This window comes from Coralloluteibacterium stylophorae, assembly GCF_018122625.2.
In the GTDB taxonomy this organism is placed as follows: domain Bacteria; phylum Pseudomonadota; class Gammaproteobacteria; order Xanthomonadales; family Xanthomonadaceae; genus Coralloluteibacterium; species Coralloluteibacterium stylophorae.
In genome coordinates this window covers 131,517-147,463 of record NZ_JAGQFT020000010.1, presented here as the reverse complement: position 1 = coordinate 147,463, position 15,947 = coordinate 131,517, and the positions used below count along the sequence as shown (strand labels likewise).

The following is a 15,947-nucleotide window of genomic DNA, read 5'->3' as shown; positions in this document are numbered from 1 at the left end:
CGGGTCGATGCGTCAGGGCCGAGGTTTCAGGCCCGGCGCTCGTACTCGGCGATGTCCTCGTCGGCCAGGAGCCGCTCCAGCGCCGACAGCGAGGCGCGGCGCATCGGGCGCTCGTCGATGCGGTCGAGCGGCGCCTGCCGCAGCAGGTCGCGCGGCAGGACGGTCAGGTCGAAGGGCAGGTCCTCGGCCGCGAACAGCCACACCGGCGCGTCGGCGACCCGCTGGCGGTCGAGCCGCAGTCGCCGGCTGCGCGACTCCGCGGGGATCCCGTGCTCGGCGAGGAAGCGCGGAATCTCGTCCGGGTCGTCGCTGAAGAGCTGCAGGCACACCGCGCTGTTGCCGTCGGCGGTGCCGTCGAGGACGGCACCGACCAGGCGCGGCGAAAAGCCGGCGAAGAAGCGCATGGCGCGTGCGGCGGCTTCGCGGCGGTGGCGGAGCAGGCCGGGCTGGTCGTCGCCCTGGAAGAGCCGCTGGTGGGTGCGCAGCGCGTCCTCGATCTCGCTGTTGCGGGGCAGCGACAGGTCGTCGTGGATGCCCAGGCGCTGCGCGGCCTTGCGCTTGGCCTGGCGGAAGTCGCGGATGCCGCTCTCGGCCATGAGCCGGGCGGCCTCCACGGCGAGGCGATGGCGGCGTTCGCGGGTGCGGGTCTCGGCGTGCGTTCGTGCGTGCTGCATCGCGCTCTCCTCGCAGTGGTGGTGCGCCGCCAGCGTCCCCCGCGGCACGCCACGGAGGCGTGCAGGAGGGCGACGGCTTCCTGCACCGTAGCCGGACGCTCAGAAGATGTCGAACGCCTCCTGGCTCGAGGTCGCCGGTTCGCTGCCGTAGCCACTGTTGGCGAGACGATCGAGATCCTCGACCTTGAAGAACTCGCGCAGCGCGCCCGGCGTGTCGGGCCCGACCGGATAGCCGGTGCCGCGGTCGACGTGCGCGACCACCAGGCCGGGCGGCAGCGTCGGTTCCTCGACCGGCATGTCCTCGAGCGCCACGCGCATGTAGTCGATCCAGATCGGCAACGCCGCGCGACCGCCGTATTCCTTGTAGCCGAGCGAGGTGAAGTCGTCGTTGCCGACCCAGACGGTGGTGACCAGGGCGCCGCCGAAGCCCGAGAACCAGGCATCGCGGTGCTCGTTGGTGGAGCCGGTCTTGCCGCCGATGTCGGGGCGTTCCAGGACCTTCGCCGCCGTGCCGGTGCCGCGCTGGACGACGTCGCGCATCAGCGAGTTGACCTGGAAGGCCGTGCGCGCGTCCACCGCGCGCGGCGCGAGCATGATCTCCGGCGGACCAACGAAGTTCGCGGCGGCCAGGCGCTCCTGGTCGGTGATCGGCGCCTGCGGAGCCGCCGCGGCGACGTCCTGCGGGGTGCTGCCGTCGCCGAGGTCGAATGCGCGCTCCGTCGTCGCCGGCGCGGCATCCAGGTCGAAGCCGTCCACCGCCCCGGCGTCGTTGCCGCCGAGCGCGGGACCGAGGTCGAAGCCGTCCACGATCGTCGTCTGCTGGGTCTCGCGCAGGCGCCGCTCCGGGCAGTCGGCGCAGGCGCGCCACGGGTGGGTGCTGGCGATCAGCACGCCTTCGCGATCGACGACGCGGTCGATGAAGTAGGGCTCGACCAGGAAGCCACCGTTGGTGAACGCGGTATAGCCGCGGGCGATGGTGAGCGGCGGCACCGAGGTGGTGCCGATGGCCATGGTGAGATTCGGCGGCAGGCCCTGCTCCGGGAAGCCGAAGCGGCTGATGTACTGCCGGGTGAAGTCGATGCCCAGCGCATCCAGCAGGCGCACCGAGACCAGGTTGCGCGACTGCACCAGCGCCTCGCGCAGGCGCATCGGGCCGCGGAACTTGCCGTCGTCGTTCTGCGGGCTCCAGGTCTTGCCGGTCCAGCGGTCGTTGAACACGACCGGTGCGTCGAGCACGATCGAGGCCGGCGTGAAACCGCGGTCGAAGGCCGCGGCGTAGACGAAGGGCTTGAAGCTCGAGCCCGGCTGCCGCTGCGCCTGGGTGGCGCGGTTGAACTTGTTCGCCGCGAAGCTGAAGCCGCCGACCAGCGCATGCAGGGCGCCGTCCTCGGGCCGCAGCGAGACCAGCGCCGCCTGCGCCTGCGGGATCTGGGCCAGCACGTAGGTGCCGTCCTCGCTGCCCGGCTGCAGGCGGACGATATCGCCGCGCTCGAACAGCTGCGCCGGCGTCTTGCGGGTCCAGCGCACGGCATCGCCGGCCAGCTCGACCTCTTCGCCGCCACGGAGCACCACCGTCGCCTTCTGCGCGTCCGCCGAGACGACCAACGCCGGCAGCAGTCCGCCGACCGCCATCGCGCCATCGAGATGCGCGGCGAGCGCGGCAGGGTCGGTCTCGGTGCCGATGTCGACCTCGTCCTCGGCGCCGCGCCAGCCGTGGCGGCGGTCGTAGTCGAGCAGCCCCGCCCGCACCGCGAGGTTGGCCGCGTTCTGGGCGGTGGCGTCGATGGTGGTGAACACGTGCAGGCCCTGGTTCAGGGCATCGCCGCCGTAGCGCTCGACCATGGCCTGGCGCACCATCTCGGCGACGTAGGGCGCCTCGACATTGACCGGCGGCTCGTGCGGCGAGGCGTGCATCGGCTCCGCCTGTCCCGCCACCATCGCGGCCTCGTCGATGAAGCCGAGCTCATGCATGCGCTGCATCACGTAGTCGCGGCGGATGCGCGCGCGCTCGGGATTGCTGATCGGGTTGCCGCTCGACGGGAACTTCGGGATCGAGGCGAGGGTGGCGGCCTCGGCCAGGGTCAGCTCGCCGAGCGTCTTGCCGTAGTAGAACTCGGCCGCCGCGGCGACGCCGTAGGCGCGATTGCCGAAGAAGCCCTTGTTGAGGTACAGCTCGAAGATCTCGTCCTTGCTGAGTTCGCGCTCCATCTTCAGCGCCGTCAGCATCTCCATGAACTTGCGGCTGTAGCTGTACTCCGAGCTCAGGAAGAACTGGCGCGCGACCTGCTGGGTGATCGTGCTGCCGCCGGGCACGCGGCGGTCGTCGGTGGTGGCCAGCAGCCATACGGCGCGGAAGATGCCGCGCCAGTCGAGGCCCTGGTGCTCGTAGAAGCGCGCGTCCTCGATGGCGATGAAGGCGTTCTTGACCTGGTCCGGCACCTCGGCGATGCGCACCGGGTAGCGCCGGAACTCGCCGAACACGGCGATGAGCTCGCCGTCGCGCGCGTACACGCTCATCGGCACCTGCAGCTGGACGTCGCGCAGCGCCTCGACATCCGGGATGCGCGGTGCGACCAGCCAGTAGACGACGCCGAGCGTGACGACGCCGGCCAACGCCAGCGCAATGCCGGCCACGGCTGCCCTGCGCAGCCATCGAACGATTCGGGACGCCATCAACTCGCAACCATGTCTGCCGGGCACATCGCGCCGGAGTATAGCGGCGGGCCGCCCCGGCCGCCGCCGTGACGCGCGCCGCGGCCGCCGCCGGAAGTGCGACCCGGCGCACGGCAGGCGCGGGCGCAAATCGCGCGTAATGCGCGCCGGCATGCGGCTTGCTTGCCATGGGGACGCGGCATCCGAACAGCCGGGTTGTTGCGAAAGGGTAAAGAAGCGTTATTTAATGTCCCCGGGCATCAATCTGCCGTAAGCGCGGGTGATGCCTAGGGGAATTGCGCAGCGCGCGAGGGGAATGACCGTGGCATTGTTCGGGTCCAGTGAGCCGCCCTTGATCGGGGTGGACATCAGTTCGACTGCGGTAAAATTGCTGCAGCTCAGTCAGTCGGGCGGTCGTTACCGCGTCGAGCACTACGCGGTCGAGCCGTTGCCGCCCAACGCGGTCGTCGAGAAGAACATCGTCGAGGTCGAGGCGGTGGGCGAGGCGATCAAGCGTGCGCTGGCGCGCTCCGGCTCCAAGGTGAAGCACGCCGCCGCCGCGGTGGCGGGTTCGGCGGTGATCACCAAGCTGATCCCGATGCCCGGCAACCTCGACGAGGACGAGCTCGAGGCCCAGATCCAGCTCGAGGCCGCGAACTACATCCCGTACCCGATCGAGGAAGTAAGCCTCGACTTCGAGGTCCTGGGCCCCGTGCCGAACAATCCCGAGATGGCGCAGGTGCTGCTGGCCGCGTCGCGTTCGGAGAACGTCGAGGTCCGTTCCTCCGCGCTCGAGCTCGGCGGGCTCGCCGCGCGCGTCATGGACGTCGAGGCCTTCGCCATGGAGAACGCGTTCCGGCTCATCGCCGACCAGCTCTCCGTGCAGAAGGACGCGATCGTCGCCCTGGTCGACGTCGGCGCGACCATGACCACGCTCAACGTGCTGCGCAACCAGCGCAGCATCTACACCCGCGAGCAGGTCTTCGGCGGCAAGCAGCTGACCGACGAGGTCATGCGCCGCTACGGCCTCTCCTACGAGGAGGCGGGTCTTGCCAAGCGCCAGGGCGGCCTGCCCGAGAGCTACGGCATCGAGGTGCTGGAGCCGTTCAAGGAGGCGATGGTCCAGCAGGTCAGCCGCCTGCTCCAGTTCTTCTATGCGGGCAGCGAGTTCAATCGCGTCGACCAGGTGGTGCTCGCCGGCGGCTGCGCCTCCATCGACGGGATCGCCGAGATGGTCGAGGAGCAGCTCGGCGTGCCGACGGCGGTCGCCAATCCGCTCGCCGACATGTCGCTCGGCTCGCGCGTCCAGCCGCACGCGCTCGCCAACGACGCCCCGGCACTGATGATCGCCGCGGGCCTGGCGCTCAGGAGCTTCGACTGATGGCACGGATCAACCTCCTGCCGTGGCGCGCCGAGCGCCGCAAGCGGCGCCAGAACCAGTACATGGCGATCCTCGGCGCGACCTTCGCCGCCTCGCTGCTCGCCGGGTTCCTCCTGGTCAGCGTCTACAACGGTCGCATCGAGGCGCGCGAGGAGCGCATCGCCTACCTCCAGAACGAGATCTCGCAGCTCGACGTGCAGATCAAGGAGATCGAGACCCTCGACCGGCAGAAGGCGCGCCTGCTGGCGCGCAAGCAGGTGATCGAGGACCTGCAGGCGAACCGCTCGCAGATGGTCCACCTGTTCGACCAGCTCGTGCGCACGATTCCCGATGGCGTGCAGCTCACCTCGATCAAGCAGGCCGGCACCGATCTGACGCTGCAGGGCAGCTCGCAGTCGAACGCGCGGGTCAGCGCCTACATGCGCAACCTCGAGTCCTCCGGCTGGATGACCGCTCCGGACCTCCAGGTCATCGAGGCCAAGGAAGGCAACCCGGCGCTGCCCTACGAGTTCACGCTGCAGGTCAAGATCACCAGCCCGCAGAAGAAGGCGGAAGCCGCGGGCCTCGCCGCAGGCGAGACCGTGGACGCCACCGCCCCCGCGGGAGACGCGCAATGAGCCAGCAGTCCTTCAGCCTCAACAACCTCGACTTCAACAATGCCGGCGCCTGGCCGAAGTCGGTCAAGGCGTTCTTCTGCGGCCTGATCGTGGTGCTCGTCCTCGCCGGCACCTGGTGGTTCTTCATCCGCGACAAGCAGGACATGCTGGAGTCGCTGGAGCGCCAGGAGCAGGAGAGGCGCACCGAGTTCGAGACCAAGCAGGGCCGGGCCGCGAACCTGGAGCCGCTCAAGCTCCAGCTCGCGCAGATGGAGCAGATGCTGCAGCAGATGCTGCGCCAGCTCCCCAGCCGCACGGAGATGCCGGACCTGATCGTCGACATCTCGCAGACCGCGCTGGCCTCGGGCATCAACAACGAGCTGTTCCAGCCGCAAGCCGAGATCCCGAAGGAGTTCTACGCGGAGAAGCCCATCTCGCTGCGCATGGTCGGCGGCTACCACCAGTTCGGTGCCTTCGTCAGCGGCGTGGCTTCGCTCCCGCGAGTGGTGATCATGACGATGCACGACATCTCGCTGAAGCCGCGCGAGACCAACGGCGGCATCCGCAGCGACAACCTGGTGCTCGAGGGCACGGTCAAGACCTACCGCTATCTCGACGAGGAAGAGGCGGCTGCGCAGACCGCTACCGACACCACCGCGAACGGGGCGCAGTGACATGAACGCCAGGATGCACAATACATGGGCGCGGCGGATCGCCCTCGCGGGAACGGTGCTGCTGCTCGGCGCCTGCGGCGGCGCCGGCGACGACCTGCAGGGCTGGGTCGCGGAGGTCAAGTCGCGGCCGGCCCCGCCGCTGGATCCGTTGCCGGTGATGCAGCAGTTCGAGACCTTCAGCTACGACGCGCAGAACATGCGCGACCCCTTCACCGCGCCGGTCAACGAGCGCGCCGGCAGCGGCTCGGGGCCGCGTCCGGATCCGGAGCGTCGCAAGGAACTGCTCGAGGCCTTCCCGCTGGACTCGCTGGAGATGGCCGGGACCATCGGTTCGGGCGCTTCGATGCTGGGGCTGGTGACCGCGCCCGACAACGTGGTCTACCGCGTGCGCGAAGGGAACTACCTGGGGCAGAGCGACGGGCGCATCACCGAGGTCCACGAGGACCGCATCGACATCGTCGAACTGGTGCCGGACGGCGCGGGGGGCTGGCTCGAGCGGCCGGCTTCCATCGCCCTTGAAGATCAATGATTGGGGAAAACACGATGAGCGCATCGAACACGGATCTTCAGGCGGGCGCCGCCCGCGGCATGGCGCGCTGCGCGCTGGTCGCGGCCATGGCTTTCGCCACAGCGCTGCCGGCGCTCGCCGGCACGCTCAAGGACGTCAACTACAGGCCCGGCGCCGGCGGTGATGTCGACGTCGTGCTGAGCTTCGACGAGGCGCCGGCCGAGGTGCAGGCGTTCACCACCGACAACCCGCCGCGCATCGCGATCGACCTGCCGGAGACGACCAACGGCTTCGCCCAGCGCCGCCTCGCCGTGGGCAGCGGGGCGACCAGCGCGGTCTCCACGGCGGAGGCCAACGGCCGCACCCGCGTGGTGGTGGACCTGTTCCGCCCGGCGAGCTACGAGACCCGCGTCGAGGGCAACGACCTCATCGTCTCGGTCGCCGGCAGCGCCGCGAATTCGACGGCGCCGGCGCTGGCCAACCCGGCGGATCCTGGCAAGCGCGTGCCTGCCGCGGTCGCGGTGTCCAACATCGACTTCCGGCGCGGCGAGGACGGGTCGGGCCGGCTGATCCTGAAGTTCAGCGGCGACGGCGCGGCTCCGGACCTGCGCAACGAGGACCAGCAGGTCGTCATCGACGTGGCCAACGCCAGCCTGCCGGAGACGCTGCGCAAGCGCCTGGACGTCACCGACTTCGCCACCCCGGTCAAGACCATCGAGCCGCGCTCGCGCAACGGCGGCACCGAGCTGGTCATCAGCACCGTCGGCGGCTACGAGTCGCTCGCCTACCAGACCGGCAACGAGTACGTCGTCGAGGTCGCGCCCGAGGCGTCGGCCGAGCAGGCGGTGGACCCGCGCGCCACGGCGAACCGCGAGCCGGAGTACACCGGGCGCCCGGTGACCTTCAACTTCCAGGACATCCCGGTCCGCACCGTGCTGCAGCTGATCGCGGAGGAGTCCGGGCTCAACATCGTCGCGTCCGACTCGGTGTCGGGCAACGTGACCCTGCGCCTGATCAACGTGCCGTGGGACCAGGCGCTCGACATCGTCCTGCGCGCCAAGTCGCTCGACAAGCGCAAGGACGGCAACGTCATCTGGGTCGGGCCGCAGTCCGAGCTGGCTGCCTACGAACAGGCCCGCGAGGACGCGCGCATCGCGCTCGAGGAACGCGCCGAGCTGGTGACCGAGTACATCTCGATCAACTACGGCAACGCCGAGGACATCGCCAAGCTCCTCACCGACGAGAGCAAGACGGCACAGGGCTCCACCGGCGGATCGGCGGGTGGCGGCGGCAACCAGGGCGAGCGCGGCTTCCTTTCTCCGCGGGGCAGCGTGAGCTTCGACCGCCGCACCAACACGCTGCTGGTGGTGGATATCCCGAAGAAGATCGAGGAGATCCGCGCCATGGTCGATCTCCTTGACCGCGCCGTGGACCAGGTGCTGATCGAGGCGCGGATCGTGATCGCGACCGAGAGCTTCTCGCGGGAGCTCGGCACCCGGCTCGGCTTCAGGAAGGACGACGGCGACTGGCAGACTGCCGGCTCGCTGGACAGCATCACCAACTACAACAACACCCTGCGCGAAGCCCAGGAGGAATACCTCGAGGGCGATCAGGAGGGGCTTGCCCCGGTCGGCACTTGGCTGGTGGGAGACACCGGCTACAACGTGAACCTGCCGGTCACCAGCGCGGCTGGATCGCTTGCCTTCTCCGTCCTCACCGGTGGCGGCATCCTCGACCTCGAGCTGTCGGCCATGCAGGAAGAGGGGCGCGGCGAAGTGATCTCCAACCCGCGCGTGATCACCAGCAACCAGCAGGAGGCTGTGATCAAGCAGGGCGATGAGGTCGGCTATGTGACCCTGCAGCAGAGCGGTTCGGGTACCGGCAACTTCACGGTCGAGTTCAAGGAGGTCGTGCTGGAGTTGCGCGTGACGCCGACGATCACCCAGGACGGCCGCGTCTTCCTGAAGATGAACGTCAGGAAGGACGAGCTGACCGGCTTCACCACCACGCCGCTCTACAGCGTGCCCAACATCTCGACCCGCGAGGTCAACACGGCGGTCCTGGTCAACAACGGGCAGACGGTGTCGATCGGCGGCGTGTACGAGTTCTCGACCCGCGAGGACGTGAACAAGGTGCCGTGGCTGGGCGACCTGCCCTTCCTCGGCGCGCTGTTCCGCAACAAGAACAGGTCCAACGACAAGGCCGAGCTGCTGATCTTCGTCACGCCGAAGATCCTGGACATCGCCGACGGCCGTCGCTGAGCCGGCAGCTTCGATCGCATCATCACGGGGCCGCATCTGCGGCCCCGTGTCGTTTCCGGCGCGCGTGCCGCGCCGGCGCGGTCGCGCGCTACAGTGGAAGGCTGAACCGTCGCCTCCGCGCCGCAGCCGACGCGTGATCGCGCGAACCAAATCCGCCTCCGCCTGTCGAAGGCGCAACCGAACCCGAGCAGGATCTCCATGGAAGCCGTTCCGTCCGTCGCCGCTTCGCCCATCGATCCGTCCGCGCTGCACGCGGCCTTCGCCGGCCTGCGCGAGGACCTCGCCGGTGCCATCGTCGGGCAGGCGGCGCTGATCGAGCGGCTGCTGATCGCGCTCCTGGCCGATGGACACCTGCTGGTGGAAGGCGCCCCGGGGCTGGCCAAGACCACGGCGATCAAGGAACTGGCGGCGCGCCTGGAGGCGGACTTCCACCGCGTGCAGTTCACCCCGGACCTGCTGCCGGCGGACCTCACCGGGACCGAGATCTGGCGGCCGCAGGAAAGCCGCTTCGAATTCCAGGCCGGGCCGCTGTTCCACAACCTGCTGCTGGCCGACGAGGTGAACCGCGCTCCCGCCAAGGTCCAGTCGGCGCTGCTGGAAGCCATGGGCGAGCAGCAGATCACCGTCGGCCGCACGACCTATGCGCTGCCGTCGCTGTTCCTGGTGATGGCGACGCAGAACCCGATCGAGCAGGAGGGCACCTATCCGCTGCCCGAGGCGCAGCTGGACCGCTTCCTCATGCACGTGCGCATCGGCTATCCGGAGGCCGACGCGGAAGCCGCAATCCTCGCGCTCGCGCGGCAGCGCTCGCGCACTGCACTGCAGGCGCGGCCCGCGCCGGCGCGCCGGGTCAGCCAGGCGGAGGTGTTCGCCGCCCGCGCCGCCGTGCTCGATCTCCATGTGGCGCCGCAGCTCGAGCGCTACATCATCGAGCTGGTGCTGGCGACACGCGATGCGTCGCCCTACGACGCCGGCCTCGCCAGGCGCATCGCCTGGGGCGCGAGCCCGCGCGGCTCGATCGCGCTGGAGCGCTGCGCGCGTGCGCGCGCCTGGCTCGCCGGGCGCGACTACGTGACGCCCGAGGACGTGCAGGCGATCGCCCCCGACGTCCTGCGCCACCGCGTGCTGCCGAGCTACGAGGCCACCGCCGAAGGCTGGGACGGCGAACGGCTGGTGGCGGCGCTGATCGGGCACGTCCCGCTGCCGTGAGCGCGACTGCGGGCGATCCCGGTTCCGCGCGCGGCACGGACGCGGGCATCCGCCCGGACCTGACCGAGCTCATCGCGCTGCGCGCGCGCGTACGGGCATGGCCGCCGGCGGGCCGCGGTGCCCGCGGCGCGACCGGCACCACCTCGCGCGTGCGCGGACGCGGCATGGACTACGCGGAGTCGAGGCCGTATGCGGCCGGCGACGACGCGCGCCATATCGACTGGCGCCTGACCGCGCGCAGCGGGCGGGCGCACACCAAGATCTTCCACGCCGAGCGCGAGCGGGTGACGCTGGTCGTCTGCGATACCGCACCGGCCATGTACTTCGGCACCCGGGTCTGCTTCAAGTCGGTGCAGGCGGCGCGTGCCGCGGCGCTCGTGGCCTGGGCGGCGCAGCGCAGCGGCGACCGCATCGCGGTGCTGCGTGGCGGCAGCGAGCCGCCCGTGCGTCCCGCCGGCGGCAGCCGCGGCGCACTGCGCGCGCTCGACGCCTTCGCCCGCTTCTATGCCGTCAGGCCCGCGGACGACGCCGGCCTCGACCCGGCCCTGGCGGCCGCCGGGCGCCTGCTGCATCCCGGTTCGCGGGTGGTGCTCACGGCCGATGCCGCCAGCCTCGAAGCCGTCTCGGATGCGCGTCTCAGCCTGCTGGCCGCGCACCACGACCTGATCGTCCTGCTGCTGGCCGACCCGCTGGAGCTCGCGCCGCCGGCGGCGCGGCTGGCGTTCTCCGCAGGCGGTGAACGCCACCTGCTGGACCTGGCGGGCGCCAGCGGGCGGCAGCGCTGGCAGGCGCGCTTCGGCGACACCATCGAAGCCGCACGGGCGCGCCTGGTGCGGCTGGGCGCGATCGCGCGCGTGCTGCGGACCGACGAGTCGCCCGAAGCCATCCTCCCGCTGCTGCTCGCCGGCGCACCGGAGGCGGCATGACCCCAGCCGCCGCCCAGGGACCGCAGCTGCGCGACATCCACCTGCCGCCACCGCCCGAGTGGTGGCCGCCGGCGTGGGGCTGGTGGGTGGTCGCGGCGCTGGCGCTGTCGGTGCTCGCGGTGCTGTTCGTGCTGGTCCGGCGCACGGCCGCGCGCCGGCGGCGGCAGCGGCGGCTGCGTGCCGAGTTCGATGCGGTGCAGGCCGCGGACGTGGCGCCGGCGGAGCGGCTTCGGCGGATGTCGGAGCTGCTGCGTCGCGCCGCCCGCCGCGCCCATCCCGAGGCCGCGGTGCTGGGCGGCGAGGCATGGCTGCAATTCCTCGATGCGAACGAGGCGAGCCGTCCCTTCAGTGCCGGCCCGGGGCGCATCCTCGACAGCGGCCCGTACCGGCGCGGCATCGATGCGACCGAGGTCGAGCTTGCGCTGCCCCTGGTCCGGCGCCGCTTCCTCGATCTGCTGGAGGACCCATGAGCGCGCTCGGCGGGCTGAGCCTGGCCTGGCCGTGGCTGCTGCTGGCCCTGCCACTGCCCTGGCTCGCGGCGCGCCTGCTGCCGCCTGCGCCGGACACCTCGGCGGCGCTGCGCGTGCCGTTCGCCCGGCAGCTGGCGGCGCTGGACGATGCCGGTCCCGCGCACGGCGCGCGCTGGCGCTGGCTGCCGCTGCTGGCCTGGGCGCTGCTGTGCCTGGCCGCATCGCGGCCGCAGACGCTGGGCGAGGTGGTGCAGCCGCCGCAGAGCGGCCGCGACCTGATGCTTGCCGTCGACCTGTCCGGCAGCATGGCCGAACCCGACATGCAGCTCGGCGGCCGCCCGGTCGAACGCCTCACCGCGGCGAAGGCGGTCCTTGGCGACTTCCTGGATCGGCGCGAGGGCGACCGCGTCGGCCTGATCCTGTTCGGCCAGCGCGCCTACGCGGTGGCGCCGCTGACGCTCGACCGCGAGACCATCCGCCAGCAGCTCGACGACACCGTCGTCGGCCTGGCCGGCCGCGAGACCGCGATCGGCGACGCCATCGGGCTCGCGGTCAAGCGCCTGCGCGAACAGCCCGAGGGACAGCGCGTGCTGGTCCTGCTCACCGACGGCGTCAACAACGTCGGCGCGCTCGAGCCGCGCAAGGCCGGCGAGCTGGCGGCGGCCGCCGGCGTGCGCGTGCACACCATCGGTTTCGGCGGCGACGGCAGCGGCCTGGCCAGCCTGTTCGGCATGCGCGTGCCCGGCGCCGGCGCCGGGGGCGACGAGATCGACGAGGCCACGCTGCAGGCGGTGGCCGCGGAAACGGGCGGGCGCTACTTCCGCGCGCGCGATACCGCCGAGCTGGCCGGGATCTATGCCGAGCTGGACCGGATCGAGCCGGTCGAGCGCGCCGGCGAAGTGCAGCGGCCGCGGCGCGAGCTGTACGTCGTCCCGCTGGCTGCGGCGGCACTGTGCATGCTGCTGGGCCTCGCGACCGCGCTGCTGTCGCGGGGCTGGAACCCGGGGTCGGTCGCCGGTGGCCGCCAGCGCCAGGAGCGGGCATGACATTCGCGGATGCCATCGCCGATATCCAGTTCCTGCGCCCGCACTGGCTCTGGCTGTTGCTGCTGGTCCCGGTCGTGCCCTGGCTGTGGCACCGGCGCCGCCGCGCAGCCAGCGCATGGCGCACGGCGGTCGATCCGCACCTGCTGCCGCACCTGCTCGAAGCGGGCGGCGCGCGCGCCGAGCGTGGCGCCCCCGTGCTCGCCGCGCTGGCCATCGCCGTGGCCGCCATCGCCCTGGCGGGGCCGAGCCTGCATCGCGACCCGCAGCCGCTGTACCGGCCGCAGGCGCCGCTGGTGGTGGCGCTGGACCTGTCCTCGTCGATGCTGGCCGCGGACGTCGCTCCTTCGCGCATCGCCCGTGCGCGCTACAAGGTCAGCGAGCTGCTGGCATCGCGCCGCGGCGGCCAGGTGGCGCTGCTGGCGTTCGCCGGCGACGCCTTCGTGGTAGCTCCGCTGACCGAGGATGCGGCCACCGTGCGCGCGTTCGTGGATGCGCTGGCCCCCGACGTCATGCCGGCGGATGGCCAGCGCGCCGACCTGGCCGTCCGCCGCGCGGTCGAGCTGCTGCAGAACGCGGGCTTCGGCGCCGGCGACATCCTGCTCATCACCGACAGCGCCGACGCCGATGCGCAGGCCGCCGCCGCAGCAGCGCGGGAAGCAGGCTTCCGGGTCTCCGCGCTCGGCATCGGCACCGCCCACGGCGCGCCCGTCGCCGACCGCGGCGGCTTCATCGCCGATGCCGGCGGCGGGCTGCGGATGCCGCGGCTCGATGCCGGCTCGCTGCGGCGGCTGGCCGCCCAGGGAGGCGGCCGCTACGCGGGAATGAGCGGCGACCGTGGCGACCTGGAGGCGCTGGGCGTGCTCGATCCGCAGGGCGAGGCCGCACTCGCGCGCGACGCCGCCGCCGCTGCCTCGCGCAGCGACGACGGCATCTGGCTGGTCCTGGTGCTGCTGCCGCTGGCGCTCCTCGGCTTCCGGCGCGGCTGGCTGCTGGCGCTGGGATGCGTGATGCTGCTGCCGGCGACGGGGCCAGCGCTGGCGCAGGGACTGGACGGGGCCTTCCTGCGCGCCGACCAGCGCGCGCGGCGGGCGCTCGACGCCGGCGATGCCGAGCGCGCCCGGGCCCTCGCGCAGGATCCGGCGCTGGCCGCGGCCGCGGCCTACCGGTCCGGCGACTACGCGACCGCAGCCGAGACCTGGTCGGGCCTGCCGGGCGCGGAGGCCGACTACAACCGCGGCAACGCGCTCGCCGCCGCCGGCCGCTACGAGGACGCGCTGGCCGCCTACGACCAGGCGCTGCAGGCCGAGCCCGGGCACGCCGACGCCGCCGCCAACCGCAAGGCCGTCGCCGACTGGCTGGCGCAGCAGCCTCCCCGGCAGCAGGACGGCGGCCAGGACCAGCGCGACCCGCAGGACGGGGACGAGCAGCAATCCCGCCCTGGCGCGGACCCGCAGGACGGACAGCAGGAGCCGGGCGAAGGCCGGCCGCAGCAGTCCCCGCAGGATCCCGCCAGCCAGGACCCCGGCGGCGAGCCCGGATCGCGCGAGCCGGAGGAGCACGAGGGCGAGGGGCCGCAGGATCCGCAGGCGGACGCCGAGGCGCAGCGCGCGGCGGAGGAGGCCGCGCGCCAGCAGATGGAGCGCGCCCTGCAGCAACGGCAGGGCGTCGGCGGCGAGGCCGGTGACCGCCAGGCCGCGGCCATCGACGAGGACACGCGCCGCGAGCGCGAGGAACGGCAGGCGCTGGAACAGTGGCTGCGGCGCGTGCCGGACGATCCGGGCGGCCTGCTGCGGCGCAAGTTCGAGCTGGAGTACCGGCGCCGGCAGCAGTCGGGAGAGAACGAATGAAGCGGTGGACGGGCTGGCTGCTGATCGCGGCCGCATGGCTGGGGTTGGGCGCGGGAGCGGCGCTCGCGGCGCCGCGGGCCTCGCTGGATCGCGACCGCATCGCGATGGGCGAGACGGTGACCCTGACGATCGAGACCGACCGCAACGGTGGCGCGCCGGACCTGTCGCCGCTGGACGCCGACTTCATCCGTCGCGGCGTCACCAACAGCAGCCAGACCTCGATCATCAACGGCGAGGTCACCTCGCGCACGCTCTACGGCGTTGCCCTGGAACCGCGCCGCGAGGGCGTCATCAGCATCCCGCGGCTCACCGTCGGCGACGAGACCACCGACCCGCTGGCGCTCACCGTGGTGCCCGAGAGGATCGACAGCGCGCGTGCCGGCGACCCGGTGTTCATCGAGGGCGAGCTGGAGACCGACAGCCCCTACGTGCAGCAGAGCGTGGCCTACACCGTGCGCCTGTACTACGCGGTGACCCTGCTCGACGGCCAGCTGGAGACGCCGACGCCGGACGACGTCGCCCTGCAGCGCATCGGCGAGGACGTGACCTACCAGCGCAGCGTCGCCGGGCGCCGCTACAACGTGGTCGAGCGGCGTTTCCTGCTCACCCCCGAGCGCAGCGGCGAGATCGCGGTACCGGCGCCGCGTTTCCGCGGCCGCACCCTGTCCGGCGGCTTCGATTCGCTGATGGGCAATGGCGGCGTGACCGTGACCGCGGGCTCGCCGCAGACCCTGCAGGTGCGCCCGCAGCCGACCGGTGCGCCGCAGCCGTGGCTGCCCGCGCGCGGCCTGGAGATCAGCGCGGAGGCGCCGCCGGAGGAGGGGCGCTCCGGCGAGCCGGCGCTGGTCTCGGTCACGCTCCGCGTCGATGGCGCCACCGCCTCGCAGCTGCCCGACCTCCAGTACCCGGAGGTGGAGGGCGCGAAGGTGTTCCCGGAACCCCCGGAGACGCGCGAGCAGTGGCAGGACGGGCGGGTGCAGTCGACGCTGACCCGCCGCTTCGCGATCGTCCCCCAGCGCCCGGGCCCGCTCGAGGTGCCGGCGCTGCAGGTCGGCTGGTGGGACACCGGCGCCGACCGCGCGCGGAGCGCCGAGGTCCCGGGATTCCACCTGGAGGTGGCTGCCGGCGCGGGCGTCCCGGCGGCACCGGTCGCCGCGCCGGTGGCCGCGGACCGCGCAGGCGCCATGCCGATGGCATCGGCATGGCCCTGGCAACTGGCGACGGCCGTGCTCGCGCTGTGCTGCCTCGCGCTCGGCGCGTGGGGGTGGCGCCGCGGTGCGACCGCGGACAACGGGCGGACGCGCGCTGCGGGAGCCGCCCCGACGGCGGCCCCGGCGGCGCCGCGCGTCGCGCTCGATCGGGCGCTGCGCGAGGGCGACCTGCAGGCGGTGGCCGCGGCGCTCGCCGCCTCGGTGGGCGTCGGCGCCGGCGCGCACGGCAACCTCGAGCAGGTCGCCGCGCGCCTGGACGACCCCGCGCAGCGCGACGCCGTCGACGCGCTGGCGCGCGCGTTGTGGGGGCGGGGCGACCCGGCCGCGGCGCGCGAGGCGCTGCGCGCGGCGTTCCGCGGCGGCCCGCGCTGGCGCGCGTCGCCGGCAGTCAACGAAGGGGTCCTGCCGGCGCTGTATCCGCGGCGCTGAAGCGCCCCCGCGTGCCGGCGCTGCGGTAGGCTGCGCAGCTTTGTTCCGTTCCGGCGCCGCGCG

General features: G+C 72.4%; 13 protein-coding genes. 11 read left to right on the top strand and 2 right to left on the bottom strand.

Annotation, left to right across the window (positions count from 1 at the left end):
- Nucleotides 1-26 precede the first annotated feature (26 nt).
- Entirely contained in the window at nucleotides 27-674 is a 648-nt protein-coding gene (locus tag KB893_RS14760; protein ID WP_213173820.1) for a hypothetical protein, read from the bottom strand.
- 99 nt (nucleotides 675-773) lie between these two features.
- Nucleotides 774-3,347, bottom strand: a complete 2,574-nt coding sequence (locus KB893_RS14755; protein WP_211926627.1) for a penicillin-binding protein 1A — start codon at nucleotides 3,345-3,347, stop codon at nucleotides 774-776.
- A gap of 295 nt (nucleotides 3,348-3,642) precedes the next feature.
- Between KB893_RS14755 and KB893_RS14750 the strand changes: the two genes are divergently transcribed.
- The 11 genes from KB893_RS14750 to KB893_RS14700 all read left to right on the top strand — a co-directional run bounded on the left by KB893_RS14750 (nucleotide 3,643) and on the right by KB893_RS14700 (nucleotide 15,884).
- A complete protein-coding gene (locus KB893_RS14750; RefSeq protein ID WP_246505680.1) occupies nucleotides 3,643-4,707 on the top strand; it encodes a pilus assembly protein PilM in 1,065 nt (354 codons plus the stop codon).
- Nucleotides 4,707-5,324, top strand: a complete 618-nt coding sequence (locus KB893_RS14745; protein ID WP_211926625.1) for a PilN domain-containing protein — start codon at nucleotides 4,707-4,709, stop codon at nucleotides 5,322-5,324. The genes KB893_RS14750 and KB893_RS14745 overlap by 1 nt, the downstream gene beginning before the upstream one ends.
- Nucleotides 5,321-5,977 carry a type IV pilus inner membrane component PilO gene (locus KB893_RS14740; RefSeq protein WP_211926624.1) on the top strand — a complete coding sequence of 219 codons (657 nt, stop codon included), beginning with the start codon at nucleotides 5,321-5,323 and terminating at the stop codon, nucleotides 5,975-5,977. The genes KB893_RS14745 and KB893_RS14740 overlap by 4 nt, the downstream gene beginning before the upstream one ends.
- Before the next feature lie 13 nt (nucleotides 5,978-5,990).
- Nucleotides 5,991-6,506, top strand: coding sequence for a pilus assembly protein PilP (locus tag KB893_RS14735; protein WP_211926630.1), 516 nt, complete (start codon nucleotides 5,991-5,993; stop codon nucleotides 6,504-6,506).
- Nucleotides 6,507-6,520: 14 nt separating this feature from the next.
- The gene (locus KB893_RS14730) at nucleotides 6,521-8,746 is read left to right on the top strand and encodes a type IV pilus secretin PilQ (protein WP_246505679.1); all 2,226 of its coding nucleotides are present in this window, start codon (nucleotides 6,521-6,523) and stop codon (nucleotides 8,744-8,746) included.
- A 198-nt stretch (nucleotides 8,747-8,944) separates the two neighbouring features.
- Nucleotides 8,945-9,955, top strand: a complete 1,011-nt coding sequence (locus KB893_RS14725; RefSeq protein ID WP_213173819.1) for an AAA family ATPase — start codon at nucleotides 8,945-8,947, stop codon at nucleotides 9,953-9,955.
- A complete protein-coding gene (locus KB893_RS14720) occupies nucleotides 9,952-10,881 on the top strand; it encodes a DUF58 domain-containing protein (RefSeq protein ID WP_338026969.1) in 930 nt (309 codons plus the stop codon). Before KB893_RS14725 ends, KB893_RS14720 begins: the two co-directional genes overlap by 4 nt.
- Nucleotides 10,878-11,351 carry a DUF4381 domain-containing protein gene (locus KB893_RS14715; RefSeq protein ID WP_211926622.1) on the top strand — a complete coding sequence of 158 codons (474 nt, stop codon included), beginning with the start codon at nucleotides 10,878-10,880 and terminating at the stop codon, nucleotides 11,349-11,351. Before KB893_RS14720 ends, KB893_RS14715 begins: the two co-directional genes overlap by 4 nt.
- Nucleotides 11,348-12,397 carry a vWA domain-containing protein gene (locus KB893_RS14710; protein ID WP_211926621.1) on the top strand — a complete coding sequence of 350 codons (1,050 nt, stop codon included), beginning with the start codon at nucleotides 11,348-11,350 and terminating at the stop codon, nucleotides 12,395-12,397. The genes KB893_RS14715 and KB893_RS14710 overlap by 4 nt, the downstream gene beginning before the upstream one ends.
- On the top strand, nucleotides 12,394-14,244 hold the full coding sequence (locus tag KB893_RS14705) for a VWA domain-containing protein (protein ID WP_211926620.1): 1,851 nt from the start codon (nucleotides 12,394-12,396) through the stop codon (nucleotides 14,242-14,244). Before KB893_RS14710 ends, KB893_RS14705 begins: the two co-directional genes overlap by 4 nt.
- Nucleotides 14,241-15,884, top strand: coding sequence for a BatD family protein (locus KB893_RS14700; RefSeq protein WP_211926619.1), 1,644 nt, complete (start codon nucleotides 14,241-14,243; stop codon nucleotides 15,882-15,884). The genes KB893_RS14705 and KB893_RS14700 overlap by 4 nt, the downstream gene beginning before the upstream one ends.
- Nucleotides 15,885-15,947: the final 63 nt, after the last annotated feature.

What these genes read in the sequence shown, in the direction of transcription:
- KB893_RS14760 (WP_213173820.1), bottom strand. Translation starts at nt 674, where the DNA reads ATGCAGCACGCACGAACGCACGCCGAGACCCGCACCCGCGAACGCCGC.
- KB893_RS14755 (WP_211926627.1), bottom strand. Translation starts at nt 3,347, where the DNA reads ATGGCGTCCCGAATCGTTCGATGGCTGCGCAGGGCAGCCGTGGCCGGC.
- KB893_RS14750 (WP_246505680.1), top strand. Translation starts at nt 3,643, where the DNA reads ATGACCGTGGCATTGTTCGGGTCCAGTGAGCCGCCCTTGATCGGGGTG.
- KB893_RS14745 (WP_211926625.1), top strand. Translation starts at nt 4,707, where the DNA reads ATGGCACGGATCAACCTCCTGCCGTGGCGCGCCGAGCGCCGCAAGCGG.
- KB893_RS14740 (WP_211926624.1), top strand. Translation starts at nt 5,321, where the DNA reads ATGAGCCAGCAGTCCTTCAGCCTCAACAACCTCGACTTCAACAATGCC.
- KB893_RS14735 (WP_211926630.1), top strand. Translation starts at nt 5,991, where the DNA reads ATGCACAATACATGGGCGCGGCGGATCGCCCTCGCGGGAACGGTGCTG.
- KB893_RS14730 (WP_246505679.1), top strand. Translation starts at nt 6,521, where the DNA reads ATGAGCGCATCGAACACGGATCTTCAGGCGGGCGCCGCCCGCGGCATG.
- KB893_RS14725 (WP_213173819.1), top strand. Translation starts at nt 8,945, where the DNA reads ATGGAAGCCGTTCCGTCCGTCGCCGCTTCGCCCATCGATCCGTCCGCG.
- KB893_RS14715 (WP_211926622.1), top strand. Translation starts at nt 10,878, where the DNA reads ATGACCCCAGCCGCCGCCCAGGGACCGCAGCTGCGCGACATCCACCTG.
- KB893_RS14710 (WP_211926621.1), top strand. Translation starts at nt 11,348, where the DNA reads ATGAGCGCGCTCGGCGGGCTGAGCCTGGCCTGGCCGTGGCTGCTGCTG.
- KB893_RS14705 (WP_211926620.1), top strand. Translation starts at nt 12,394, where the DNA reads ATGACATTCGCGGATGCCATCGCCGATATCCAGTTCCTGCGCCCGCAC.
- KB893_RS14700 (WP_211926619.1), top strand. Translation starts at nt 14,241, where the DNA reads ATGAAGCGGTGGACGGGCTGGCTGCTGATCGCGGCCGCATGGCTGGGG.